Source organism: Hydrogenobacter subterraneus (assembly GCF_055390195.1).
This window is the reverse complement of sequence record NZ_AP042473.1, coordinates 1125171-1147781: the sequence shown is the minus strand read 5'-3', so window position 1 is coordinate 1147781 and position 22611 is coordinate 1125171. Positions and strand designations below refer to the sequence as shown.

Genomic DNA, 22611 nt, shown 5'->3' with positions numbered 1-22611 from the left:
TTAAGCCATGAGACTATCTTTAATAATCTTGGAGGTGCTTATTATGGTGGCAGTTGCCCTTTCTGGAGAGCTAAGGACTTACAAGCTTCCCAACGGAGCCAAGCTTGTGATAAATAAAAGGGAAGATACTCAGGCTGTGGCTCTTCATGTTTGGTTTAAGGTGGGGTCCATATACGAGGACTATCACCAAAAGGGTATGGCGCACTTTTTGGAGCATATGCTTTTCAACGGTTCGGAAAAGTATGCCTACGGCCAGATAGACTACATAGTGGAGAGCCTTGGGGGAAACATCAATGCGGGCACTTCTAAGGAATACACCTTTTATCACATTACCATAGCCAAGCCTTATTGGAAGCAAGCCTTTGAGGTTCTATACCAGCTAACGCAAAAGCCCTTACTCCTTGAAGATATGATAGAGAAGGAAAAGCCCATAGTTATAGAGGAGCTAAGGCGTGGAAAGGACAATCCTACCACCGTGCTTTGGGAGGAGTTTGAAAAGCTAATATACAAGGTCTCTCCATACCGCTATCCTATAATAGGCTACGAGGAGACAATCCAGAAGTTCAATAGAGCCATGCTCCTTGAATTCTACAAAAACTTCTACCAGCCAAAGAACATGTTTATAGTGGTGGTGGGTGATGTGGACCCTGAAGAGGTCTATCAAGAGGCCCTTGGCACCTTTGGAAAGGAAGAGGGAAGGCCAGTGCAAAGGCCAAGTATACTTCCAGAGCCAGAGCAGTTGGAAAACAGAAGCAAGCTCATAAAGGACCCAAGGGTAGAAAAGACCTATTGGCTTATAGGCTGGAGAGTGCCTGCCATAGGCACAAAGGAATACTACGCCCTTGTGGTCCTTGACCAGATACTGGGCAACGGAAAAACTTCCCTTTTCTATAGAGAACTAAAGGAAAAGGGGCTTGTGTATGGCATATACACAGGAGACTTTGGAAGGCCAATGGATAATGTCTTCTTCCTTTCTGCCACCCTTGATAAGGAGAGGCTTGAGGAGGTAAAGGAAAGGGCCTTTAAGCTTATGGAAGGCTTAAAAGAGAACCTTACAGAAGAGGAAGTGCAAAAGGCAAAGGAGAGGGTGATAAACTCGGAGGTCTTTGCCCTTGAAAAGGTGGAAAATGATGCCTTTTATATAGGCTATTCTCTCACCGTTGTGGGCCTTTTGGACTACTATAAATACTTTGAGAACAACATAAGGAGCGTAAGAAGGGAGGATGTTTTAAGGGTGCTTGAGAAGTATATTCTTGGCAGGCCATACAGCGAGGTTATTATGGTGCCAGAAAAATGAGCTATATAATACTTCTGTTTTTTCTCCTTAGTCTTTCCTTTGGAGGTGTGAAGGTGCAAGAATACAGCTTGCAAAACGGCGTAAAGCTTATATTGAAAGAGACGCAAGGCAAGGGTATAGTTTCTGGTGTGGTCTTTATAAAGTCTGGCACCTATGGAGAGGAGAAGAGGGGTCTTACAAACCTTATGGCCACTCTCCTCACAAAGGGGACAAAAACATACAACTCTTATGAGATAGCCAGCGCCTTTGAGGATTACGGAGGAAATATATACACTTCTACGGCCGATGACTATGTGGAGATAGGCTTCTCCACCAAGGTGGAGGGTCTAAAAAAGGGTCTGGAGGTTATAAAAAGCCTCTTGACAGAGCCTACCTTTTCTCAAGAGGATATAGAGAGGGAAAAGAAGAATGTGCTTCAGGCCATAAGGTCAAGGAGGGAAAGGGGCCATGAGCTTGCAAGCGATGCCTTAAGGAGGATAACCTACAAGGGTTCCAACTATGAAGTAGGCCCATTGGGCCAAGAAGAAGATGTAAAGGCCATAAATAGGGAGGACATTGTCAAAAGATGGGAGGAGGTTTTGAAGTCAAGGAATGTGGTGGTAAGTCTTGTGGGAGACTTCAAATCAGAAGAGGTTTTGCCTTTACTTAAGGAGGTTTTTTCAGCCTTGCCAGAGGGGGAGTACAAGGTAGAGCCAAAGAATGTGCCTATGGTGGAAAGCCTTGTGGAAAGGGTCAAAAGGCCCGGATCTCAAGCCACTGTGCTTTGTGCCTTTGATGCTCCAGACTTCAAAACAGAGGAATACTTTGCTTTTAAGGTGCTTGACAGCGTGCTTGGTGATGGCATGACCTCAAAGCTCTTTAAAGAATTAAGGGAAAGAAAAGGCTATGCCTATGCGGTCTACTCTACCTATCCTACTCGCCTCTCTTCTCCAAGGCTTATGGCCTACATTGGCACATCTCCGGAAAAGAAGGAAGATGCCCTAAGGGATATGGTGGAAGTGGTGCAAAAGGCCGAGATAACTCCAGAGGATGTGGAGCTTGCCAAGAATAAGATAATAGGTGATTTTCTGTTGGCTCATCAGACAAGGGCAAGGCAGGCTTGGTATTTGGGCTTTTTTGAGGTTATGGGCTTTGGATGGAGGATGGACCAAGAGTATCCGGATAAGATAAGGGCTGTGAGCTTTGAAGATGTGAAAAGACTAAGGGAGAATTATCTTAAAATACATCATTGCGTAGTGGTGGAGCCATAATGGGAGACTTTACAAAGGCAGGACTGGATAAGGGAGACATTGAGAAGGAGTTGGAGCATGTGCTTATATCCGCCAAGATGCTATACAGAAGCTATTTAGCCACCATAGAGGACCTAACGGCGGAAGAGCTAAGGTATGACCTTGAGGAATACAGGGACCAATTGAAGAAAAACATCATGCCCTTGGTAGGCAGGGCAGAGGCCACAAGGAACAAAAAGTTCATAAACATGGCCTACGAAATAAGATACCTTTATGAGAAGATCATAGAGTCTATAGAGCAGAGGCTAAATAGCTTTTGAGCTTTTCTATGGCAGAGCTTTTTATCTGAGAGATTCTTGCCATAGATACACCTAAAAGCTTTGCTACCTCTTTGAGGGGTAGCTCCTCATAGTATAGTAGCTGGAGAACAAGTTTTTCTTTCTCCTCAAGCCTTTCTATGGCCTTTAAAAGCTTCTCTCTTAGGTCCTTTTTTATTACAACCTCTTCTGGGCCCTCCTCTTTGCTTTCAAATAGCTCCTCATAGCTTCTTCCCTCAAAAAATATCTCCTCAAGGCTCATAAGGTATGAAAAGCTTATGGCTTGAAGGTCCTCTTTTAGCCTTTCTGGGTCCTCTCCGAGAAACTGAGCCAATTCTTCATCGCTTACCTCCTTTCCCTTTTCCATGCTTAGCTTTTCTAAGGCCTGCCTTATGGCCTTTTCCTTAGACCTTACATTCCTGCTTGCAAAGTCAATGCTTCTCAAATAGTCATACATGGCTCCCTTTATGCGTAGCTTTAAGTAGGCTGTGGGGTTCCTATTTTTGTCAAGCTTTGGAAGGGCTTCCACAACTGCAAGCACACCGTAGCCTATTAGGTCCCTAACATCTACGGACCTTGGCAAGTGCCTGTAAAGCCTATAGGCTATCTGCTCAACCAAAGGAAGGTAAGATAGAACAAGCTCCTTTTCTTCTGCTGTCATTAGAAATATTTTAAAATCTTTGCCCTGTGCAGGAAATCAATCTGTAAAAATTATTTTAAACAAAAAACCACTGGATGAGCAATTATGCAGGTTTGAAATCCATCCTTAGGCATTTGCAATCACACATAAGTAAAAGCATTTATTCTGTGTAGGGCACCTTTTACGGGTGCCAGATTGGGCAAGGGTAAGCCATGCCACTGCCCTTAGAAAATCAACAAGCTGGTGATCTCAACCTTTAACCTCTCATACGGAGTGTATATTTTAAAATCTTTGCAATGAATATATACAAGCTTGGCAAACTTCCCAATATGCTCTCCACCACACTCTTTCATGCTATGGCAGAGCTTGGCTATGAAGGGTTAATCCTGTGTGAGCCAGAGGACACTTATATAAGCCTTGGATATTTTGACAAGACCGAAGAGCTTATAGACCTAAGGAAATGTAAAGAACTTGGCATAGGTGTTATAAGAAGGCAAACGGGCGGTGGTGCGGTGCTTTTGGCACCGGGTCAGGTTTTCTATCAGCTTTTATTGTCTAAAAGTAAAGTGCCTTTCAAAGTGGAAGATGCCTACAGGAAACTATCTCAGCCAGTCATAAGGGCTTACAGAAGGCTTGGTGTAGAGGTAGAGTACAAGCCCATAAACGACCTTGTTGTAAAGGAAAGTCAAAGGAAGATAAGTGGTCAAGGTTCTGCAGATATAGGAAAGCTTTTTGTCTTTGTTGGAAACATTTTAATACGCTTTGACCCAGACCTTATGGCGGAGCTTTTTGCTCTAAAAGATAAAAATCAAAGAGAGTTGGTAAGAAAAAGCCTTTGGGACAATATAAGCTGGCTGGAGAGAGAACTAAGAAGGGAAGTAAAATCTGAAGAGGTGGTGGAAGTGCTTGTTGAGGAGTTTTCAAAGGATTTTGAATTTGAAGGCTATGGTAGTGTGCCACAGGAGGCATTTGAGCTTGCGGAAAGGCTAAGGGAAGAGATGACCTCGGAGGAGACCATTCTTGAAGATACGGGAAGAAGGCACAAAGCCATAAAGATTAGGGAAGGTGTTTATGTGGAAATTAAATAAAACAGGTTTTTGGCGATATTATTATTAAGGGAGGAAATTATGTTTGGTGCTACCTTTGGCATAGTGGCTCAGGGCCTTGAAATATTTAGAAAGTCTGCGGATATAAGAAATAGAAATATTCTAAACGCCAACAACCCAGACTATGCCCAAGAAGACCCACTTGTAAAAAGCTTTGCACCCGTTGGTATAAGGCTTGAGGATATACTTAGAACACAAAATTTCTATTACACTAGTGTTAGAAACCAAAAGCTTTCTGTTGTATCTTCCTTGGACACCACCATAAAGGGTGGTTCTCAGGTAGAGGACCTATTTCAGGAGTTTACCCAAGGGCTTGGAGGAAGCGAGTATATAAACCAATTTTTTACAGCCTATCAGAACCTTATGAAAGAGCCCACAAACGAAGGAGCAAGGAGCGAGCTAATCAACTCTGCTCAAAGCCTTGTCTCTTATCTAAAGGACAGAAAAAAGGATATGGACAGAATAATGGCTGGGACTGATTACGATATGAGGCAGTATATAAACAAGATAAACACGCTTACCAGAAAGATAGCACAGATAAATCAGGAAATACTGGTGGGCTACGCCCAAACTTATGCAAGGGGAAAGGATTACAAAAACCTACTGGACGAAAGGGATAGATATCTTAGAGAGCTTTCCGAGCTTATAAATATAAGGGTTCAAGAGGATGAGATAGGAAGGGTTAGAGTGGAAACAGATAAGGGCTTTGTTTTGGTGGAAGACAGATACAACTGGGAGCTAAGGTATGACAGTGCCAACAAAAGGGTTTTGTGGAAGTCAAAGGATGGTTCAGAAGTGGATATAAGCTCTATCATAAGCGGTGGAAGGGTGAGGGGACTTCTTGACTTTCAGGCGGACCTAAGCAGTTATATCAACCAGCTTGAAACTTTGGCCAAAAGGCTCATAAGCGATATAAAGCTTCCTTTGAACTCACAGGCCACTTCAAATTGGTATTGGTTTAAAAATGTAAGCGACCCAAACGCACCCTTGGGATTCTCCGGAAGCATAACCTTTTCCGGCTTTCCCGGAGGACCAATAACCCTTAGCTACTCCAGCACAGACAGCCTAAACTCAATCATAAACGCCATAAACACAGACCCAACCCTTAGCGTCAACTTTACCGCAAGCCTCATAACAAACCCCGATGGAACTTACACCATGAAGATAACCGCTTTAAACTCCTCTTACACCATAGAGGACTCCAACGGCTTAGTGCATCGGTCCGAGCCTCTCTTTGTGGGCAACGGCATTTCCAATATGGCCATAAACCCAGGTATAAACATCCAAAATCTTGACTATGAAAAGGCGGATGAGTTTATGGACTTCTCAAGAGGTTGGTGGGAAGGCTCAAAGGGTGTTTATAACAGTCTTGTGGATAGTATAGCCTCAAGGCAGAAGGACCTTAAGACAAAGTATGATATAGAGAACGCACTTCTTAGTTCAATAAACGCCAAGCTTCAAGAGATGCAAGGAGTTTCCGTAGACAACGAGTTTATGGAGCTTATGAAGCTTCAAAGAAGCTATGAAGCCTTAGCAAGAGTTGTTAATACAATGGATGAGATGTTGCAGTCTACTTTAAATATGGTGTGAGGTGAAAAGCTATGAAGGTACCAGATAATCTTCTCTTTTCAATATTTCAGGAGCAAGATGCAAGAATAAGAAAAAACCTTTCCGATAAGACATTGGAAATATCCACGGGAAGGAAGTACCAAAGCATATCTGAAGACCCGCCGGCAACCTACAACGTGCTTGAGTTAAAAAAAGAAATATCCCAGCTATCCCAATATTCAAAAAACAGGCTATTTGCAGACACAAGCCTTAGCTATATAGACCTAAACCTTGGGAAGGTTGTAGACAGCTTGAATTTGCTTTATGCAAAAACCATACAGGCAAAGAACCAAACCTTGCAGCCAAACCAGCTTGTATCCATTGGAGAACTCTTTTCTTCCACTTTAAGGTCTTTGCTTGACAGGGTTAACGACCAGCTTGGTGGAAACTACATCTTTGGCGGTGCAAGCCTTACACAAAAGCCCTTTGATGAGAACACCCTTAACTATATGGCCTCTAAGGAATCTTTTAAGGTGTGGCTCTCTGACAATTACAAGGTGGATGCTCTTTTGAGAGGGGATGAGACCTTTAGCATTAACGTTGCCATATCCAATGCCAAGTTTTCAAACCCAGATACGAATTTCACTGTGGGTGGCACGCTCAACATAAACGTGGGCTCAACCAACATAAGCGTTAGCTACGGAACACCGAGCACAAGCACGCTCAAGGACCTTGTGGATGTTATAAACTCCAACTACTCCAACCTGCTTTCTGCAAAGGTAAGCCAAAACCTCGATGGAACCTACTCCCTCATGCTTATGCCTGTGGATGTAAGCAAGGATATATCAGTTTCAGATACAAGCGGGGGAGACTTTGATACAGGAGCAACAGACTTTTATTCTCCCAATGTTCTCCAAGCGGTAAAGAGGATAGGAGATAAGCTCTCTGGAGCCATGTACCCAGATGACTCAGACCTTATGCTTCTGCAGAGGGCCTTTGAGAGGGTAAGCTTTAGAAGGTCTCAGGTGGGAAGCCTTTTGTCGCATGTAAAAAACATACAACCTGTGCAAGAAAGCTTAGAAGACACACTAAACAAGCAAAAGTCGGACATTGAAGATGCAGACCTATCCCAAAGCATCATGGACTATACAAGGTATAAGCTTGCCTACGAGGCTCTTATGCGCATAATAGCGGACCAAAAGGACATGAGCATACTTAGGTATTTAAAGTAGAGCTAAAATGGCTTGAATTTTTGTATGATCTGTGATATAATTACACCTTACCCTGCGGAATGGACTACTCAGCCTTTGACCTTATTCCAGAGCCGGTTTTTGTGGTAGATAAAGAACACAAAGTAATTTTTGCCAATAAGAAAGCTAAGGAGGTTTATGGAAGGTGGGAAGGGACATGCTACGAAATCTCCCATGGCTTTTTAAAGCCCCGCTATGAATATGAAGGGCACCCATGTCCTGTAAAGAATATGCAGGATCTTGGCCTTGAAAAAAGCGGCGTTGTTCATATTCACAAAACTCCAGAGGGAGAAAGGTATTTTTATGTTATAGCAAGCTACGACCCAGATAGGGAAGTTTATATAGAGTTTCACATTGACCTTTTTGAGCTGTATGAAAACCTTAGATCTTTTGCACAAAAACCTCTTAGCCTCTTCTTTGAAGGGCCTTTGGTGCTATTCCACTGGAGGAGGGAAGAGGGCTGGCCTGTGGAGTTTGTATCTCCAAACGTAAAAGACCTACTTGGTTATACTGCGGAGGATTTTACCTCCGGTAGGATAAAATATGCGGAGCTAATACATCCAGAGGACATAGAGAGGGTTGCTGAGGAGGTGGAGTATCACACAAGGAATAAGTCCCCCTCCTGGACCCATCAGGACTATAGGTTAAAAAGGAAAGATGGTAGTTATATTTGGGTGCTTGACCATACCATACCTTTGCTAGATTCAAAAGGTGAAATAGTTGGGTACTATGGATATCTAATGGATATAACAGAAAGGCACGAAAAGGAAGAGCTTTTCCATCTTTTGGCAGAGACAAACCCAAATGCTGTATTAATTTACGACTTTCACAACAACAAGATTCTTTATGCCAATGCAAACACCGCCAAGCTAACGGGCTACAGCTTAGAGGAGCTTTTAAATTTAGAAAATCCTATAGAGCTTATACATCCAGATGACAGAGATAAGGCTATAGAGAGTGTTAACAAGAGAAAACAAGGCTATAAAAGGCCTATAAGCTATTATATGCGTATACTTAGGAAAGATGGTAGATTGAGGTATGTAAAACTAACATCCATAGTTACAAGGTATAAAGGTGAAGACGTTTCTTTTATTACTTTAAATGATATTACTAAGGAGATAAGAAGAGAAAGAAAATACAGAAAACTCGCTACTATTGATCCTCTAACGAAAGTATACAACAGGTATGTGCTTTTTAGTACCCTTGAACATCTTATAGAATATGCGGAAAGATATGGGGAAATATTTTCCGTGATAATTTTTGATATTGATAACTTTAAGCTTTTGAACGATACTTACGGGCATTTGGTTGGAGACAGTGTGCTTAAAAGTATAGCTAAAGAAATAAAAAGAGTAATAAGAAGGAGCGATATTTTGGGAAGGTATGGTGGAGAAGAATTTTTAATAATATTGCCAAAAACAAAAGATCCTTATTCTGTGGCTGAGAAGATAAGGAAGGTTATTGAGTCTATGGATTTAGAGAAGGGTATAAGAGTAACCATATCGGTGGGTGGTACCGTTTATAAGAAGGGGGACACGGTGGATAGCATAATAAACAGGGCCGACGAGGCTCTATACCTTGCAAAGCAATCCGGTAAGAATCAAACGGTAATACTATAGTTCTTCCTCCAGTTTTTTGTTCATCTCCTTTACTTTTTCCCTTAATTTTTCTTGGTATTCATCCAGCCTTTTGGCAAGCTCTGGGTACTTTATGGATAGTATTCTTACAGCCAAAAGGCCTGCGTTGGTACCGTTGCCTATGCCTACGGTTGCCACAGGCACTCCTGCTGGCATCTGCACTATGGAATAGAGAGAATCCACACCGGAAAGATGCTTGGAAGGCACTGGCACGCCTATAACAGGCAATGTGGTCATGCTAGCAGTCATGCCAGGAAGGTGGGCGGAACCACCCGCACCGGCTATTATAACCTCTATGCCCCTCTCCCTTGCACTCTTGGCGTACTCATACATAAGCTCTGGAGTCCTATGGGCCGATACCACTCTTACCTCACAGGGAACGCCAAACTCTTTTAAAACCTCGTAGGCTGGCTTTAGCCACTCCCAATCGGAGAGGCTCCCCATTATTATCCCCACCAAAGGCCTTTCCATGCATATAATTTTAAGTCATGAAAAGACCTGTTATGCTTATAGACCTTGATAGATGTATAGGCTGTCTTTCCTGCGAGGTTGCCTGCAAGCAAGAGAAAGGCATTGAAAACTTTGACATAAGACCGATGAAAGTCTTCAGAGTTGGTGGCATAGGAGAGAAGCCTGACGCCTTCTTTTTGCCTATGAACTGCTTTCACTGTGATCCTGCTCCTTGTGTTTATGCCTGTCCTACCTCCGCCATGAGAAAGAGAGAGGATGGCATAGTCTATGTGGAAGAGTTAAGGTGTATTGGATGTAAGGCTTGTATAATTGCCTGTCCCTATGGAGCTATAAGCTTCAATCCAAGCACCATGAAGGTGGAAAAGTGCGATTATTGTTATAAAAGGGTAGAAAAGGGTCTTTTGCCCTCCTGCGTATCAAAATGCGTGACCAACTGCCTCTATTTTGTAGAGCTGGAAAACGTTCCAAAGGAAAGGCATATAGCAAAGAGGATAGACTCGGAACTATATAGAGAGCTTTTTAGTTGGAAGTCAAAAGAAGAAGTCTTTAAGGTTTAGCATAGTTCCCACAAAGACACCAAGGGACAAAAAGGGCCCGTAGGGCAGTGCAAACTGCATGCTTTTGTTTTTGACAATTATGGGAAGGGCATACAAAAGGCCCAAAAGAGATCCCAGAAAGACGGCGTATATTACACCCCATACACCAAAGGCAGAGCCTATAAAGGCCATAAGCTTTACATCGCCAAAGCCAAGCCCTTCTATTTTTCTTAGCTTTTTGTAGTAGAGGTATATAAGGAAAAAGGAAATAAAGCCCAAAAAGGCCCCCAAAAGGCTCTCCTTTATGCCAAGGTCCTGTCTAAAGAGAGACGTCAAAAGGCCCAAGGCCAAACCGCCAAGGGTAAGACTGTCGGGAAGGGTAAAGGTGTCCCAGTCTATAAGGCTTGCCACCAAAAGTATGGAGAAGAAAAGGAAAAAAAGAGAGGACATAAAAAGGTCTTCAAACTTTATTTTGCAAAGGAGGGCAAGAAGGCCAGTAAAGAGTTCCACCAAAGGGTACCTTATGGATATCTTTTCTTTGCAGTGTCTACACCTTCCTTTTAGAAGAAGATAGGATAGAACTGGTATGTTGTCATACCATCTTATCCTTTTTTGACAGTGAGGGCAATGAGATGGTGGTGAAAGGATGGATATGTTCCTGGGTAGCCTGTAGATGATTACGTTATAAAAACTACCAAGGGCCAGGCCAATGGCAAAGATAAACACATACTCTAATACTTGAACTGGCTCCACCTTGGGCTAAAATTATAAAACATGAAAAGGCTTCTAATATTTTTGCTTGCAATAGCATTTATAGCTTCCTGTGATAAAGGAACAAAGGCTACAACTTCTGAGATAAAGGACATAATTCCCAAAAGCCCTTATGCCATGCTCATAGTGGAGAGTGAGAGCTGTATATACTGTAAACAATTAAGAAAGGACCTTCAAAAGCCAGAGCTCTCCGCAGAGCTACAAGGCATAGATGTCTACAGCATCCTCTACGAGAGCAACGCAAAGGTGAAATACATACTAAACGGACAGGAAAAGGTAAGCACGGAGGAAGAGCTTGCCAAGGCCTTGGGTGTCAATTCCTTTCCTCAAATCTTTTTCTACGATAAAAAGGGCAACATAATACTGCACATACCGGGCTACCAGCCCCCAAGGACCTTGGCTTGCACCATAAGGTTTGTAAAGGAGGAAAAGTATAAACAAGCCAACTTTATGGAGTATATAAAATCCAAGCAATGCATATAAGGGCCATACTCTTTGACCTTGATGGCACTCTCATAGACTCCTACAGGGATATAGGCCTTCATCTTAACAGAACGCTTAGGGATTTTGGCATGCCAGAGGTGGATATAGAAAGGGTGAGGTTTATGGTGGGGGGCGGTGCAAGGGAGCTTCTAAAGAGGTTTTTTTCCGATGGCCTTTTGGAGCATGCCCTGCAAGTCTTTAGAAGCTATTACTACAAGGAGCCGGTCATTCATACAAAGCCCTTTGAGGGCATTGTGGACCTTTTGGAATATGCAAAAAGTAAAGGCCTGAGGCTTGCTGTGATAACCAACAAGATGGAGGAGCTATCAAAGCTTATCTTAAAAGACCTTGGGCTTTGGGAATACTTTTCTCTTGTGGTTGGTGGTGATACCTATCCGGAAAAGAAGCCTTCACCTTTGCCTGTTTTGGAAACTCTTAAGGCCCTTGGCCTCTCTAAGGAAGAGGTCATTATAGTTGGGGACACGGAGGCAGACATGAAGGCTGGAAGGCTTGCAGGAATAAAAAGGGGGCTTGCCAATTGGGGCTATGTAAGGCTTGAAGAGGAAAGGCCAGACTATATTTTTGAAAGGCCTGAGAATATAAAAGAGTTGATAGAAATATTTAAAATAGCTTGAACTTGGGCTAACCATATTAAAGAGTTCCCCTTTGGATACTATAAGTCAACATTATCAAAAGAATAAGTATTTATTATTGCAAGGCGCTTAAATTGGAGTTTAAATAAAGCCTGAGGATAAAAATTAAAGGAGGCGAAGGATGCTTAGCAGAAGAGACCTTATCAAAGGCGGTTTTGGTGGTTTTGTGGCCGTAGGCAGTGGCATACTATTGCCAAAGCTTGCCTTAGCAACGGTGGATCCTGAACTTTTAAGCACTGCAGTAAAAGAGTTGCCAGAAGGTATTTTGGAATCACAGGTTCTTGAGGCCCTTCCCGGAAAAAAGCCTCTTATAAAGAAGACTTATAGGCCACCAAACTACGAAACACCGGTCAAATACTTTAACGAAGTATTTACTCCAAACGATGTTTTCTTTGTTAGGTACCACCTTTCCAACATACCAGAAATTGATCCCAAGGAGTGGAGACTAAAGGTTGGTGGTGATTCCGTAGAGAGGCCCCTTGAACTCACCCTTGATGACCTAAAGACCAAGTTTGAGCAAGTAGAAATAGTAGCACTATGTCAATGTTCTGGAAATAGAAGGGGACTTATGAAGCCCCATGTGCCTGGTATACAGTGGGGTTATGGAGCTATGGGTAATGCAAGATGGAAAGGTGTAAGGCTAAAGGATATTCTCAATAAGGCGGGATTGAAGGCTGGCGCCTTGGAGGTAGTCGTAGATGGGGCAGATACGGGCGTAGCTGCTGGCACTCCAGACTTTATAAAGAGCATACCACTATGGAAGGCTCTTGATGAAAACGTGATAATAGCTTATGAGATGAACGGAGAGCCACTACCTCATTGGAACGGCTTTCCAGCAAGGCTTGTGGTACCAGGATGGACTGCCACCTATTGGATCAAACATATAACATCCATAAATGTGGTTTCAAAGCCTTTTGATGGCTTTTGGATGAAGACAGCTTATAGAGTACCACTTGGCAAGTTTCCAATGGTTGAAAGGTTTACATCCCAAGAAACTGCTGTAAACACACCAATAACGGAGATGGTGGTTAATTCTCTTATTACTAACCTGAAGGATGGACAGGCCTTTAGACTTGGCCAAGTGGTGGAAGTAAAGGGCATGGCTTGGGATGGAGGATATGGAATTAAGATGGTTGAGGTTTCAACGGATGGAGGCAAGACCTGGCAAGAAGCTGAGCTTGGTAAAGATTATGGTAGGTTTTCATGGAGGCCATGGACCTACAGGTTTAAACCCACAAAGAAAGGGACCTATACGATAATGGCAAAGGCTACAAACCGTATAGGTCAAACTCAAACCTTTGAACTCATATGGAACCCAGCGGGCTATCACCACAATGTGGTGCAAAAGATAAGCATAAAAGTCCTTTAAGGAGGTTTAAGATGAAAAAGTTTGTTGTGCTTGCAGTGGTGGGAGTGTTTGCCCTTGCCTTTGCGGGAGAAGAAAATATAAAGCTAAAAGATGGCAAAGGTAAAGAACTGGTAGAAGCCAACTGTTCTGTATGCCACAGCCTTGATTACATCCAGATGAACTCTCCTTTCCTTGACAAGAAGGGATGGGAAGCGAGCGTAAATAAGATGATAAAGGTTTTTGGAGCCCCCATAAAACAGGAAGATGTAGGGCCCATTGTGGAGTACCTTTACAAGTATTACGGTAAGAAGGAGTGAAGTTAGGCTTCTCCCTTTTGGAAGGCCTTTTTGACGGTGTTTTGGTTATAGACAAGGACCTTAGAGTAGTCTATGCCAATAGGTCAGCAAAAGAGTTTTTTGGAGAGAGCCTTGAAGGGAAAAGCTGTAGAGGCCTATTTTCCATATGCGAGCATTGTCCCTTTGAGTATGTAAAAGAGGAAGGGGAGGGAGTTCAAGTTTATGATACCACATCAAAAAGCTCAAAGCACCTATGCTGGAGCATGTCCCCCCTTTATGAAGGTGATGAGTTTATAGGTGTAATAGAAATTTTTAAAGATGTTAGCAATGTGGTCCATTGTATTGTGGAGGCCGAGCGCCAAAGGACCTACAAGGAGACCATACTAAACTCCATTGTGGAAGCCATACTGGTGCTTGACCCAGAAGGGAAAGTGGTGGAACATAACAAGGTGGCAAGCAGGATGCTTTGCAGGGAAGAGGATGAAAGCTTGGTAGGTAGGCATATAAAGGACCTTATAAACCTCTCCTTGGAAGAACTCCCTCCGGAGGGAGAAAGGTCAGACATCTTTGTGGAAACTCCCTGCGGAAAACAAAAGGCATCCCTCTTAATGTCTCCCATGTCCTCTGGCTTTGGATATGTGGTCTCTTTGTATGTGCTAAAGGAGATGGTTCTGTGTGAGTTGGAAGAGGAAAGTATTATCACCAGAAGCCCAGCCTTTCAAAAGGTGCTTGACACGGCAAAGACTGTATCTGAATACGATGTGAACATACTTATAGAGGGGGAAACGGGCACAGGGAAAAGCCTCCTTGCCAAGTATATACATTACCTTTCTCCGAGGAGGGATGGGCCTTTTATAAAAGTGAACTGCGCAGCCATACCAGAAAGCTTGCTTGAGGCAGAGCTTTTTGGCTATGTTAAAGGAGCCTTTACGGGCGCCATGAGGGACAAACCGGGAAAGGTGGAACTGGCCGAAGGAGGAACGCTTTTTTTGGACGAGATAGGGGATATGCCTTTGCACTTGCAGGCCAAAATATTGCATTTAGTACAAGAAAAGGAGTTTGAAAGGCTTGGAGATACAAAAACAAGAAGGGCCAATGTGCGCATTATAGCCTCCACCAACAAAAACCTAAGGGAGCTTATCAAACAAGGACAGTTTAGAGAGGACCTGTATTACAGGCTTAGCGTTGTTAAACTTTTACTTCCTCCTCTAAGAGAAAGGAGGGAAGACATTCCTGCATTGGTAAATTACTTTATAGAAAAGTATTCAAGGAAATACTCAAGGAAGATAAGAGGCATATCGCCGGAGGCTATGAGGACCCTTTTATCCTACAACTTCCCCGGCAATGTGCGAGAGCTTGAAAACATCATAGAACACGCAGTTATCACTTGTAGGGGCACACTCATCAAGCAAGAGGACCTTCAAATTGAGGTGGAAAACAATTCTGTGGAGATGGTGGAAGAGAGGGAGAGGATAAGGAAGGTGCTTGAGGAGACAGGAGGCAACAAAAGCCTTGCGGCAAAAATACTTGGCATGCATAGAACAACCTTGTGGAGAAAGCTAAAAGAGTACGGGATAGGTTAAAATATACTTCCATGAAGATAATAGCAAGAAGCGTTAGCATAGAGGTAATAGGCGAAATAGATAGATGCCATGATGGTGAAAATTCCAAGTTTTATTGCCTGCCTGTAAAAATTCATTTTGACAACGGAGAGGTAAAAGAATATATGCTAAGGGCCCACGGCGAGCCAAAAACCCTAAGGGACTTTTTGGAAAACAAGAAGGGACTAAAGGATAAGATGGAAAAGTCCTTTGGTCTAACGGAGGATGGTAAAATACTTTACTTGTATTCAACGGAAGAGGCTTCTAACTCTTGATATATCCTCTTCTATCTGTTTTATAAGGTCCTGTATGGAGCCGAACTTTTTTTCTTCTCTTAAAAACTTTAAAAACTCCACTTTTATATACTTTTCTCTTAAATCTCCTTCAAAGTCAAGTATATGCACCTCAAGGACCTTTTTGCTTCCATCAAAGGTAGGCCTTCTGCCGTAATTGGCCACCCCAATAAAACTGTCCTCTACCCTTACGGCATAAACACCCTCCTTTAAGCAAAGGTTTTCTGTGTTTTCAAGGTTTGCAGTAGGGAAGCCAAGGGAAGACCCCCTTCCATCGCCTTTTATCACACGCCTTTTTATTGAATAATTTCTTCCAAGGTAAAGAGAGGCCTCTTCAAGCCTCCCCATGTGCAAAAGCCTTCTTATTAGAGTGCTGCTTACCACATGGCCGTTTATCCTAAAAGGCTGTATTTCCTCTACCTCAAAACCAAGCTCCTTACCCATCTCCCTTGCAAGCTCTATCTCCCCCTCACGCCTATAACCAAACCGCCAATCATAGCCCACTACCAAGTGTTTGCACCTAAGCCTTTGCACTATTACCTCCCTTATAAACTCTTCTGCGCCAAGAGTGGCAAAGTTTTTATCAAACTTTATAAAGACCACATCTTCTATGCCCTCTTGTATTATTAGCTCCGCCCTCTCGTATAGGTCCGTAAGCTCGCAAGGAGCTTGGGAAGGGCTTAGGACTCTAATAGGATGGGGATAGAAGGAAAGCACAAGGCTTTTTAGTCCCTTCTCCTTAGCCCTTTCTTTAACCCTTTGGAGGAGGGACCTATGTCCAAGATGCACCCCGTCAAAGTTGCCCACCGTAATAACAGTTTCTTTGTCTTCCTCCTCTATGCAATTTAAACCCTTTATACATGCGCTCTTACTTGTTTTTAAAGATTTTATCTTTTCCATAGCCTCTTTATCTTTTCCCAAAAACTTACCTCCTGTGTGATTTCCAGCTTTTCTTCCACCATAAACCTATCCAAGTAATCATCCAAAAGCACAAACCTATCGCACACCTTACGAAGATGGTAGGAGCTTGTCTTTTTAAAGGAGGCGTTTTCAACCCTTTTGCCTATTCTTTGCACCTCCTCCACCGTGTAGGAAAAGTCGCTATCTCCGCTTACAAGCACCGCCGTGTCAAAAACATTCATGTAAGCCATGCTTAACATGTCTGTGGCAAGCATTATATCCACTTCCTTCTCCACATACTCTCCAGAGGGGAGCCTTCTTAGCTTTGCTAACTTTACCTTTATACCCTGAAGGGAAAGTTCTTCAAGGAACCTTCTCTGTCTTAAGTAGCTTTCCCATTCTGGTGAGTTCTTCCGTAGGTCCTTTTCTTGAGGGACAGCGCCATAAAAGTAGGCCCTTATAAGCCTTCTGTCCTCGGCCAAAAAGGCAATAAGCCTTTGGTAGTCTATCCTTACATTCAAATACCTTATGGCATGAAAAAGGTTGGAGCCGTCAATAAATATTACTACTCTATCATAGTTCATAGAGCAAACCGCATGAGGCAGGCAAGCCCGTCTATCTTCTTTTTATTCTCAGGTAGGTAAATATTTTTTATCCTTGCCCTTTCCTCAAGCGCAAATTCAATGACCTCATCCACAATATCTGGAACCTCATACACCTTTTCCTCTGTTGGACAGTTGGGAGTTAAGATAGGAATATGCGACCCTTCACATACGTATCCGGGCTTGCTAAAGTCCTCTGGCACAAGTAGAACTCTAACATTGCCCATATAGAGTTGCTCCATAACCTTTGAAGTTCCATTTACAGCAAGACCTTTACCTTGAAGTTCTTCAAGCTCTTTTATAAGCTCTGCTTCTTCTTCCCTATTCTTTTGAATTAGTAAGTCAAAGATCTTCTCTTTTAGCTCGCCTTCTTCCACATGAGATGGATTGACGTTTATATATCCAACAAGCCTTTCCTTTAAGTATGTATGAAGATGATGTTCTATTTCTCTTATATCTTCTCTTTCAGAGCCTATTATAAGCTTATCAAACTTGCTTTCTTTAAAGGCCTCCATAAGGGCATCACTGGCAAGCTTAAATAGCCTGTGTTTTTCTTCTTTTATCCTCATATGGAATCTATACTCACCGTAGGAATGTTGGACCATATTGGGACCGCCTACCCTTTGGGGCATAGAATACCTCATCATTCCTTCGGCCCCTTTTAAAAGGCTACCACCAGAATGGAACTTATGCGCCCTTGTGGCTATTGGTTCCATGAAATCAAGCACTTCTGCAATGCTTTCAAGGTCCATTAAGAAAAATCTTACGTGTTTTCTGTCTACTAAAAGCACTCCTATCCTTCCAAGCTCCTCATCTATGGCAGCTATTTCCCTAACAAGAGCATCCTTGTCTATCATTAATCTGTCTTTGTAAACATATGGGAGTTTAATAACTTCAAAAACTTTTTCCGCCGAAGAAGAAAATATAGCTATACCACGACATCCTTTTAGATTTTCTGGCTCTGATAAAAACTCTCCTATCTTTTTAAAATCCTCCTCTACAGCTTCTATTACTTCTCTTTCTATACCTCTTTTATGCAAGTACTCCATCTGGCTTTTTTCAAGATTTTTGAAATTCCTTAGATATTTTCTATCAAGTCTTTCTTCTATACTAAGCCTAAGGTATAAGTTTGTCATAAGATACTTGTCCGATTTGAAAGAAATTAAGCTCTCTATCGCATCCTTTAAACCTCTCATTAAAAACCTCCTTTCCGAAATTTCTACCTTTTATATTTTACCAAAAGTTCCCTCACATATCTATTTTTCGTTTTGTCATCTTCGCCCCATAGCATACCCAACACCTTCCATCTTTTCTTCTCTCCAAAGGTAAAGTATATCCTACCTCCTGCAGGTTTTAGTTTTAAAATATTTTTATAACCTTTCATACTTTCAAACTTATCATCATAGTTCTTCATGTTTAAAAGAAAAAGCTCTTTTATAAATTCCTTTTTAGCTTCTACATTTAACTGTATAAATTCTCTAATTGCCTTTTCCTCAAATTCTATATTGTCAAAAAATATATTAAAAATCTCCTCATATATATCCTTAGAACTTACCAAAGACCCTTTTAAATTTTCAATCTCCAGTTTTAGAAGCTCCTTTTCTCTTAGTTCTTTTTCAAAAGCTTGCTTTATATTTTCATATCTTTGACTTAGTTCAATATTTTCCTGAGATAGTTCCTCCAAAAGTTCTTGAAGCTGTATAAGCTCTCTTGACAATCTCTTTCTTTCTTGCCTTAGCCTAATAAGTTCTTCTTTTCCTCCTTTTGGCTCTTTTTCTTGCATTATTTCAATCATTTCAAAAAGCTCTTTATTTACTCTTGTTAGCTTCTCAAGTCTTTGCATATAATCTTTAAGCTTCTTTTGGTTTTCCTCTAAGCGCCTATTTAACTCTTCTTTTTCTCTTTCTAAGGCTTGTCTTTCTATACTTTCCTCTTGTTTGAGTCTTTCCAACTGTTTTTCTATATTTTCCTTTTCCTTAGAAAGGCCTTCTATAAGCTCCTTTAAAATGTTTATCTGTTTTGTGAGCCTGCTAAGTTCTTCTTCGTTCCTCAAAAGTTCTTCTTCAAGCTTTTTTCTGTTTTCTTCAAGCTCCTTTACCCTTTTTTCTACTGGTGATTCAAAAAGCCATATAAGCAATACTGTAATTAGTAAAGGCGGAACAAACTGAGGTATAACTGTATAATCTTGTCTTACTAAAGAAAGCCCAACCACTTGGAAAAAGGACACATAGGCGAGCCATATAACGGTTTTTTCCCTATATCCAAAAAGCCAAGCGAGGTATAAGGCGGATACAATGGATAGGACTATTAATATGTCTTCTAAGTTTTGGGGAAACAGGTCAAAGGGTAAAAAGCCAGATAGGTAATGCAATATAAAGTTATAGGCTGTTATGAGAAAGAGCAGTTTTAGGGCTTCTCTGACCATAGACTATAATATACTTCCATGCAACCTTTTGAAGAGCTCCTCAAAATAATGGAAGAACTGAGGGCAAAATGTCCTTGGGACAAAAGCCAGACCCATGAGAGTTTAAAAAAATACCTCATAGAAGAGGTCTACGAGCTTTTGGATGCTATAGACTCTAAGGATGATAAAAAGCTAAAAGAAGAGCTTGGAGACCTTCTTTTGCAGGTGGTTTTCCACTCTCAGATTGCCAAAGAAAGGGGAGCCTTTGATATATGGGATGTGATAAGGGAGTTAAACAAAAAGCTAATAGAGAGACATCCCCATGTTTTTGGATGTGAAAGCCCGGAGGAGGTTCTCAAAAATTGGGAAGAGAGGAAGCTAAAAGAGAGGGAGAGTGTTTTGGATGGTGTTCCAAAGAGCCTTCCTGCCCTTATGAGGTCCCAAAAGCTTCAAGATAGGGCAAGCCTTGTGGGCTTTGACTTTGAAAGGCCAGAGCAAGCCTTGGAAAAGCTCTTGGAAGAGATAGAGGAGTTAAAAGGTGCTATGGCTTTAAAAGACAGGAGAGAACTGGAGCATGAGCTTGGAGACATTCTAACAGCGGTGGTAGAGCTTGGTAGGCTTTTGGGCCTTGATGCAGAGCTTTGCCTTCAAAAGGCCAACGACAGGTTTGAAAAGAGGTTTAGGTATATGGAGAAAAGGGCCAAGGAGCTTGGCAGAAATCTAAAAGATATGAGCCTTGAGGAGATGGATAGGCTTTGGATGGAGGCTAAGGAGTTTGACTACAAAGAAGAGGGCTAACCCTTCTTCCCGTTCTTTCTTCAAAAAACTTTGTGCCGGGGTCTCCAAGGCTGCTTGCACCCACAAAAAGATAAGCCCTTTTGCCTATGGCTATATCCTTTGTCTCTTTTAAAAGGAGTTCCTTAACCCATTCAAAGCTTATTCCTCTTCCGTCCTGCAAAGTATCCGCCGGAACCTTGAAAATTTCCTCCGCCTCTTGGCTTCCTACCAATAGCACCAAAGATTTATCCGGTGTTATCTCCGTTTGCAGTGTGGCGCTAACTCTGTTTTTCAAAAGAATCTCCTCATACTCCTTGGAGACAATAAAGGTGGGATTGCAAAGGCCATCTATCCTTTCTATGTGTTCGTCTTCCAGCCTTTCTTTTAGGATTATCCTCAAACCTCCCTTGTTGTAGTAAATCACATTTCCCACCTTTTCCAACGGGTCCGCCTTCAAGAGGCCTCTAATGGAAGAAGAGAAAGGTCTCACCAAAGATGGTATGGTCTGGCCCTGCACCTCTATCTTGCCCATTACCACCTTCCAGTTTAAGAAGCCAAACTCCCACTCTTTACATGAAAGAGAAAGCTCCTCTTCCGCAAAGAGTCTTATCTCCTTTATAAATATCATCTCCTCCTTGCTTCCGGGCCTTCTTCCTCCAAAGGTCAAAAGGTCCCATTGGGCCTTTTCCTTCTTCCGTTTAAAAAGTCCGTATATACAGCCACAGTAGTCTTGATGGTAAAGCTCCAACTTCTTTGAAAGGCTAAACATCTCTTGAGTGCCACCGCCCTTTCTGTAATCCAATGCAAGGAACTCAATACCCGAGCCTTCGCATACCTTTTCACCACTCTCTTTTAGCATCAAAAACTCCTTCTTTGGGCTCATAAGCAGTGTGGTGGTAAGGTGGGTGGCCCCCACCTCCTTGGCAAACTCAAAACTCCTCAAAAGCCTGTAGTCAAAGCAAAGGGCGCACCTTTTGCCCCTTTCTGGTTCATCTTCATAGCCCTTCACATAAGAAAGCCACCTTTCCACATCGTATTCGCCCTCATGCAGTTCTATATTCAATTCCTTGCATATCCTTTGGGTCTCTATGAGCCTAAGCTTGTACTCCTCGTAAGGGTGAATGTTTGGGTCATAGAAAAAGCCCACTATATCAGCCTTAGGATAATCTTCCCTAAGCCTCTTTAAGAAGTAGACCGCATCGGGCGCGCAGCATATATGTACCAATATCTTCATTTTTTGCCCTTTACATACTGCTCCCAGTTTTCTGGGTTAAAGGGTGATAGTTCTCTGAGGAGTTTTACCGTCTTTGGAAACTCTTCCAATACATAATCCACATCTTCATCTGTGTTGTCCCTTCCAAAGCTAAAGACTATGGACCCGTTTGCCACTTCCTTTGGCACTCCAATGGCAAAGAGAACGTGGGATTGCTTTAATGCCAAGGATACGCAGGCAGAGCCGGAGGCCGTTTCAATACCCATAAGGTCAAGCCTCAAAAGCATAGCCTCACCTTCTATGAGGTGAACTATCAAGGAAAGGTGATGTGGCAACCTTTGAGTGGGATGTCCTGTGAATTCAATCATGTCAAGCCTTTCCTCAAGGCCTTTTCTTAGCCTGTCTCTGTAGCGGGAGAGCCTTTCCATTCTGTCTTGAAGTTCCTTCATAGCAAGCTCGCAGGCAGCCCCAAAGCCCACTATGCCGGGCACGTTTTCTGTGCCAGCCCTCACACCCCTCTCTTGAGTTCCACCTTCTATAAGAGGCCTTATCTTTACTCCCTTCCTTGTCCAAAGGGCGCCCACGCCTTTTGGTCCATACATAAGATGGGCTGTGAAGGAAGCGGCATCCACACCCCAATCTTTTACATCCACGGGGTAATGTCCAAGGCTTGGACAGGCATCGGTGTGGAATATAACCTTTGGATTCTTCTCCTTTGCCACCTTTACAAGTTCTTTGATGTTTTGTATGGTCCCCACCTCTCTGTTAGAGTGTCCTATGCTTATTAGTACTGTGTCTGGCCTTATGGCCTCTGCAAGCTGGTCTGGATGTATAAGGCCATATTTGTCTGGCTTTAGGTATGTTACTTCCCAGCCCTTTCTTTCCAAGCCTTTGAGAGGATGGAGTATGGAGTGATGTTCTATCTCTGTGGTGATTACATGCCTTCCCCTTTTCTCATAAGCTTCCAATATACCCTTAATGGCAAGGTTGTTGGCTTCTATACCGCCAGATGTAAAGATTATCTCCTCTGGAGAGCTGGCGTTTATAAGGCTTGCCAGCTTTTCTCTTGCGTTGTTTATGGCCTTTTTGGCAACCTGCCCAAAGCTATGAAGGGATGTAGGATTGCCAAAATATTCCCTAAAATAGGGAAGCATAGCATCAATAACTTCCTGCGCCACAGGCGTTGTGGCTATATGGTCCAAATAGACCACCCTTTTACCTGCTTTCTGTATAAACATC

The 22611-nt window shown here is 42.5% G+C and carries 24 protein-coding genes; 15 read left to right on the top strand and 9 right to left on the bottom strand.

Features of this window, described 5'->3' with window-relative positions:
• Positions 1-43 precede the first annotated feature (43 nt).
• The 3 genes from ACZ5GB_RS06255 to ACZ5GB_RS06245 are packed head-to-tail and all read left to right on the top strand — an operon-like array spanning position 44 to position 2846.
• Positions 44-1297, top strand: a complete 1254-nt coding sequence (locus tag ACZ5GB_RS06255; RefSeq protein WP_464326373.1) for a M16 family metallopeptidase — start codon at positions 44-46, stop codon at positions 1295-1297.
• The gene (locus tag ACZ5GB_RS06250; RefSeq protein WP_464326372.1) at positions 1294-2547 is read left to right on the top strand and encodes a M16 family metallopeptidase; all 1254 of its coding nucleotides are present in this window, start codon (positions 1294-1296) and stop codon (positions 2545-2547) included. The genes ACZ5GB_RS06255 and ACZ5GB_RS06250 overlap by 4 nt, the downstream gene beginning before the upstream one ends.
• Complete coding sequence (locus ACZ5GB_RS06245) at positions 2526-2846, top strand: hypothetical protein (RefSeq protein ID WP_464326371.1); 321 nt, start codon at positions 2526-2528, stop codon at positions 2844-2846. Before ACZ5GB_RS06250 ends, ACZ5GB_RS06245 begins: the two co-directional genes overlap by 22 nt.
• Here ACZ5GB_RS06245 and ACZ5GB_RS06240 read toward each other — a convergent pair.
• Positions 2818-3504, bottom strand: coding sequence for a sigma-70 family RNA polymerase sigma factor (locus tag ACZ5GB_RS06240; protein WP_345803897.1), 687 nt, complete (start codon positions 3502-3504; stop codon positions 2818-2820). The two genes, ACZ5GB_RS06245 and ACZ5GB_RS06240, sit on opposite strands and share 29 nt — an antisense overlap.
• 275 nt (positions 3505-3779) lie before the next feature.
• Here ACZ5GB_RS06240 and ACZ5GB_RS06235 point away from each other — a divergent pair, with 275 nt between their 5' ends.
• Genes ACZ5GB_RS06235 through ACZ5GB_RS06220 form a run of 4 tightly spaced genes read left to right on the top strand, consistent with a single transcriptional unit; the run spans position 3780 to position 9006 of the window.
• Positions 3780-4571 carry a lipoate--protein ligase family protein gene (locus ACZ5GB_RS06235; RefSeq protein WP_464326370.1) on the top strand — a complete coding sequence of 264 codons (792 nt, stop codon included), beginning with the start codon at positions 3780-3782 and terminating at the stop codon, positions 4569-4571.
• A gap of 39 nt (positions 4572-4610) precedes the next feature.
• Positions 4611-6179: a flagellar hook-associated protein FlgK gene (flgK, locus tag ACZ5GB_RS06230; RefSeq protein WP_464326369.1), complete on the top strand. Its 1569-nt coding sequence runs from the start codon at positions 4611-4613 to the stop codon at positions 6177-6179.
• Between the two features lie 11 nt (positions 6180-6190).
• The gene (flgL, locus tag ACZ5GB_RS06225; RefSeq protein ID WP_464326368.1) at positions 6191-7369 is read left to right on the top strand and encodes a flagellar hook-associated protein FlgL; all 1179 of its coding nucleotides are present in this window, start codon (positions 6191-6193) and stop codon (positions 7367-7369) included.
• 59 nt (positions 7370-7428) lie between these two features.
• The gene (locus ACZ5GB_RS06220; protein ID WP_464326367.1) at positions 7429-9006 is read left to right on the top strand and encodes a diguanylate cyclase; all 1578 of its coding nucleotides are present in this window, start codon (positions 7429-7431) and stop codon (positions 9004-9006) included.
• Here the strand turns inward: ACZ5GB_RS06220 and purE are convergent.
• Positions 9001-9495: a 5-(carboxyamino)imidazole ribonucleotide mutase gene (purE, locus tag ACZ5GB_RS06215; protein WP_464326366.1), complete on the bottom strand. Its 495-nt coding sequence runs from the start codon at positions 9493-9495 to the stop codon at positions 9001-9003. The genes ACZ5GB_RS06220 and purE overlap by 6 nt on opposite strands.
• Positions 9496-9512: 17 nt before the next feature.
• On the opposite strand from purE, the gene ACZ5GB_RS06210 reads away from it, so the two are divergent.
• Complete coding sequence (locus ACZ5GB_RS06210) at positions 9513-10052, top strand: 4Fe-4S dicluster domain-containing protein (RefSeq protein WP_464326365.1); 540 nt, start codon at positions 9513-9515, stop codon at positions 10050-10052.
• Here the strand turns inward: ACZ5GB_RS06210 and ACZ5GB_RS06205 are convergent.
• Positions 10026-10784 (bottom strand): prepilin peptidase, encoded by a 759-nt coding sequence (locus tag ACZ5GB_RS06205; RefSeq protein WP_345803904.1) that lies wholly within the window; start codon positions 10782-10784, stop codon positions 10026-10028. The two genes, ACZ5GB_RS06210 and ACZ5GB_RS06205, sit on opposite strands and share 27 nt — an antisense overlap.
• Before the next feature lie 21 nt (positions 10785-10805).
• Here ACZ5GB_RS06205 and ACZ5GB_RS06200 point away from each other — a divergent pair, with 21 nt between their 5' ends.
• The 6 genes from ACZ5GB_RS06200 to ACZ5GB_RS06175 all read left to right on the top strand — a co-directional run bounded on the left by ACZ5GB_RS06200 (position 10806) and on the right by ACZ5GB_RS06175 (position 15458).
• Complete coding sequence (locus ACZ5GB_RS06200; protein ID WP_464326364.1) at positions 10806-11285, top strand: thioredoxin family protein; 480 nt, start codon at positions 10806-10808, stop codon at positions 11283-11285.
• Positions 11276-11920, top strand: a complete 645-nt coding sequence (locus tag ACZ5GB_RS06195; RefSeq protein WP_464326363.1) for an HAD family hydrolase — start codon at positions 11276-11278, stop codon at positions 11918-11920. The genes ACZ5GB_RS06200 and ACZ5GB_RS06195 overlap by 10 nt, the downstream gene beginning before the upstream one ends.
• 139 nt (positions 11921-12059) lie before the next feature.
• A complete protein-coding gene (locus tag ACZ5GB_RS06190; protein ID WP_345803907.1) occupies positions 12060-13307 on the top strand; it encodes a molybdopterin-dependent oxidoreductase in 1248 nt (415 codons plus the stop codon).
• 11 nt (positions 13308-13318) lie between these two features.
• Positions 13319-13603: a cytochrome c gene (locus tag ACZ5GB_RS06185; protein WP_345803908.1), complete on the top strand. Its 285-nt coding sequence runs from the start codon at positions 13319-13321 to the stop codon at positions 13601-13603.
• Entirely contained in the window at positions 13600-15165 is a 1566-nt protein-coding gene (locus ACZ5GB_RS06180; RefSeq protein ID WP_464326362.1) for a sigma-54 interaction domain-containing protein, read from the top strand. The genes ACZ5GB_RS06185 and ACZ5GB_RS06180 overlap by 4 nt, the downstream gene beginning before the upstream one ends.
• A gap of 11 nt (positions 15166-15176) precedes the next feature.
• Positions 15177-15458 carry a hypothetical protein gene (locus tag ACZ5GB_RS06175; RefSeq protein ID WP_345803910.1) on the top strand — a complete coding sequence of 94 codons (282 nt, stop codon included), beginning with the start codon at positions 15177-15179 and terminating at the stop codon, positions 15456-15458.
• Here the strand turns inward: ACZ5GB_RS06175 and ACZ5GB_RS06170 are convergent.
• The 4 genes from ACZ5GB_RS06170 to ACZ5GB_RS06155 are packed head-to-tail and all read right to left on the bottom strand — an operon-like array spanning position 15432 to position 19403.
• A complete protein-coding gene (locus ACZ5GB_RS06170) occupies positions 15432-16397 on the bottom strand; it encodes a bifunctional riboflavin kinase/FAD synthetase (protein ID WP_464326361.1) in 966 nt (321 codons plus the stop codon). The genes ACZ5GB_RS06175 and ACZ5GB_RS06170 overlap by 27 nt on opposite strands.
• A complete protein-coding gene (locus ACZ5GB_RS06165; RefSeq protein ID WP_345803912.1) occupies positions 16364-16960 on the bottom strand; it encodes a LabA-like NYN domain-containing protein in 597 nt (198 codons plus the stop codon). The genes ACZ5GB_RS06170 and ACZ5GB_RS06165 overlap by 34 nt, the downstream gene beginning before the upstream one ends.
• Complete coding sequence (locus tag ACZ5GB_RS06160) at positions 16957-18174, bottom strand: baeRF12 domain-containing protein (protein ID WP_345803913.1); 1218 nt, start codon at positions 18172-18174, stop codon at positions 16957-16959. Before ACZ5GB_RS06160 ends, ACZ5GB_RS06165 begins: the two co-directional genes overlap by 4 nt.
• Positions 18175-18197: 23 nt before the next feature.
• On the bottom strand, positions 18198-19403 hold the full coding sequence (locus ACZ5GB_RS06155; protein WP_464326360.1) for a hypothetical protein: 1206 nt from the start codon (positions 19401-19403) through the stop codon (positions 18198-18200).
• Between the two features lie 18 nt (positions 19404-19421).
• Between ACZ5GB_RS06155 and mazG the strand changes: the two genes are divergently transcribed.
• Positions 19422-20180 carry a nucleoside triphosphate pyrophosphohydrolase gene (gene mazG, locus ACZ5GB_RS06150; RefSeq protein ID WP_464326359.1) on the top strand — a complete coding sequence of 253 codons (759 nt, stop codon included), beginning with the start codon at positions 19422-19424 and terminating at the stop codon, positions 20178-20180.
• On the opposite strand, the gene ACZ5GB_RS06145 is transcribed toward mazG, so the two are convergent.
• Both ACZ5GB_RS06145 and ACZ5GB_RS06140 read right to left on the bottom strand, forming a co-directional pair.
• A complete protein-coding gene (locus ACZ5GB_RS06145; RefSeq protein ID WP_464326358.1) occupies positions 20149-21393 on the bottom strand; it encodes an epoxyqueuosine reductase QueH in 1245 nt (414 codons plus the stop codon). The genes mazG and ACZ5GB_RS06145 overlap by 32 nt on opposite strands.
• Positions 21390-22610 carry a cysteine desulfurase family protein gene (locus tag ACZ5GB_RS06140; RefSeq protein ID WP_345803917.1) on the bottom strand — a complete coding sequence of 407 codons (1221 nt, stop codon included), beginning with the start codon at positions 22608-22610 and terminating at the stop codon, positions 21390-21392. The genes ACZ5GB_RS06145 and ACZ5GB_RS06140 overlap by 4 nt, the downstream gene beginning before the upstream one ends.
• Position 22611 lies beyond the last annotated feature (1 nt).

What these genes read in the sequence shown, in the direction of transcription:
- ACZ5GB_RS06210 (WP_464326365.1), top strand. Translation starts at nt 9,513, where the DNA reads ATGAAAAGACCTGTTATGCTTATAGACCTTGATAGATGTATAGGCTGT.
- mazG (WP_464326359.1), top strand. Translation starts at nt 19,422, where the DNA reads ATGCAACCTTTTGAAGAGCTCCTCAAAATAATGGAAGAACTGAGGGCA.
- ACZ5GB_RS06140 (WP_345803917.1), bottom strand. Translation starts at nt 22,610, where the DNA reads ATGTTTATACAGAAAGCAGGTAAAAGGGTGGTCTATTTGGACCATATA.
- ACZ5GB_RS06160 (WP_345803913.1), bottom strand. Translation starts at nt 18,174, where the DNA reads ATGAGAGGTTTAAAGGATGCGATAGAGAGCTTAATTTCTTTCAAATCG.
- ACZ5GB_RS06165 (WP_345803912.1), bottom strand. Translation starts at nt 16,960, where the DNA reads ATGAACTATGATAGAGTAGTAATATTTATTGACGGCTCCAACCTTTTT.
- ACZ5GB_RS06250 (WP_464326372.1), top strand. Translation starts at nt 1,294, where the DNA reads ATGAGCTATATAATACTTCTGTTTTTTCTCCTTAGTCTTTCCTTTGGA.
- ACZ5GB_RS06155 (WP_464326360.1), bottom strand. Translation starts at nt 19,403, where the DNA reads ATGGTCAGAGAAGCCCTAAAACTGCTCTTTCTCATAACAGCCTATAAC.
- ACZ5GB_RS06220 (WP_464326367.1), top strand. Translation starts at nt 7,429, where the DNA reads ATGGACTACTCAGCCTTTGACCTTATTCCAGAGCCGGTTTTTGTGGTA.
- ACZ5GB_RS06145 (WP_464326358.1), bottom strand. Translation starts at nt 21,393, where the DNA reads ATGAAGATATTGGTACATATATGCTGCGCGCCCGATGCGGTCTACTTC.
- ACZ5GB_RS06200 (WP_464326364.1), top strand. Translation starts at nt 10,806, where the DNA reads ATGAAAAGGCTTCTAATATTTTTGCTTGCAATAGCATTTATAGCTTCC.
- ACZ5GB_RS06235 (WP_464326370.1), top strand. Translation starts at nt 3,780, where the DNA reads ATGAATATATACAAGCTTGGCAAACTTCCCAATATGCTCTCCACCACA.
- flgK (WP_464326369.1), top strand. Translation starts at nt 4,611, where the DNA reads ATGTTTGGTGCTACCTTTGGCATAGTGGCTCAGGGCCTTGAAATATTT.
- ACZ5GB_RS06195 (WP_464326363.1), top strand. Translation starts at nt 11,276, where the DNA reads ATGCATATAAGGGCCATACTCTTTGACCTTGATGGCACTCTCATAGAC.
- flgL (WP_464326368.1), top strand. Translation starts at nt 6,191, where the DNA reads ATGAAGGTACCAGATAATCTTCTCTTTTCAATATTTCAGGAGCAAGAT.
- ACZ5GB_RS06175 (WP_345803910.1), top strand. Translation starts at nt 15,177, where the DNA reads ATGAAGATAATAGCAAGAAGCGTTAGCATAGAGGTAATAGGCGAAATA.
- ACZ5GB_RS06190 (WP_345803907.1), top strand. Translation starts at nt 12,060, where the DNA reads ATGCTTAGCAGAAGAGACCTTATCAAAGGCGGTTTTGGTGGTTTTGTG.
- ACZ5GB_RS06255 (WP_464326373.1), top strand. Translation starts at nt 44, where the DNA reads ATGGTGGCAGTTGCCCTTTCTGGAGAGCTAAGGACTTACAAGCTTCCC.
- purE (WP_464326366.1), bottom strand. Translation starts at nt 9,495, where the DNA reads ATGGAAAGGCCTTTGGTGGGGATAATAATGGGGAGCCTCTCCGATTGG.
- ACZ5GB_RS06240 (WP_345803897.1), bottom strand. Translation starts at nt 3,504, where the DNA reads ATGACAGCAGAAGAAAAGGAGCTTGTTCTATCTTACCTTCCTTTGGTT.
- ACZ5GB_RS06185 (WP_345803908.1), top strand. Translation starts at nt 13,319, where the DNA reads ATGAAAAAGTTTGTTGTGCTTGCAGTGGTGGGAGTGTTTGCCCTTGCC.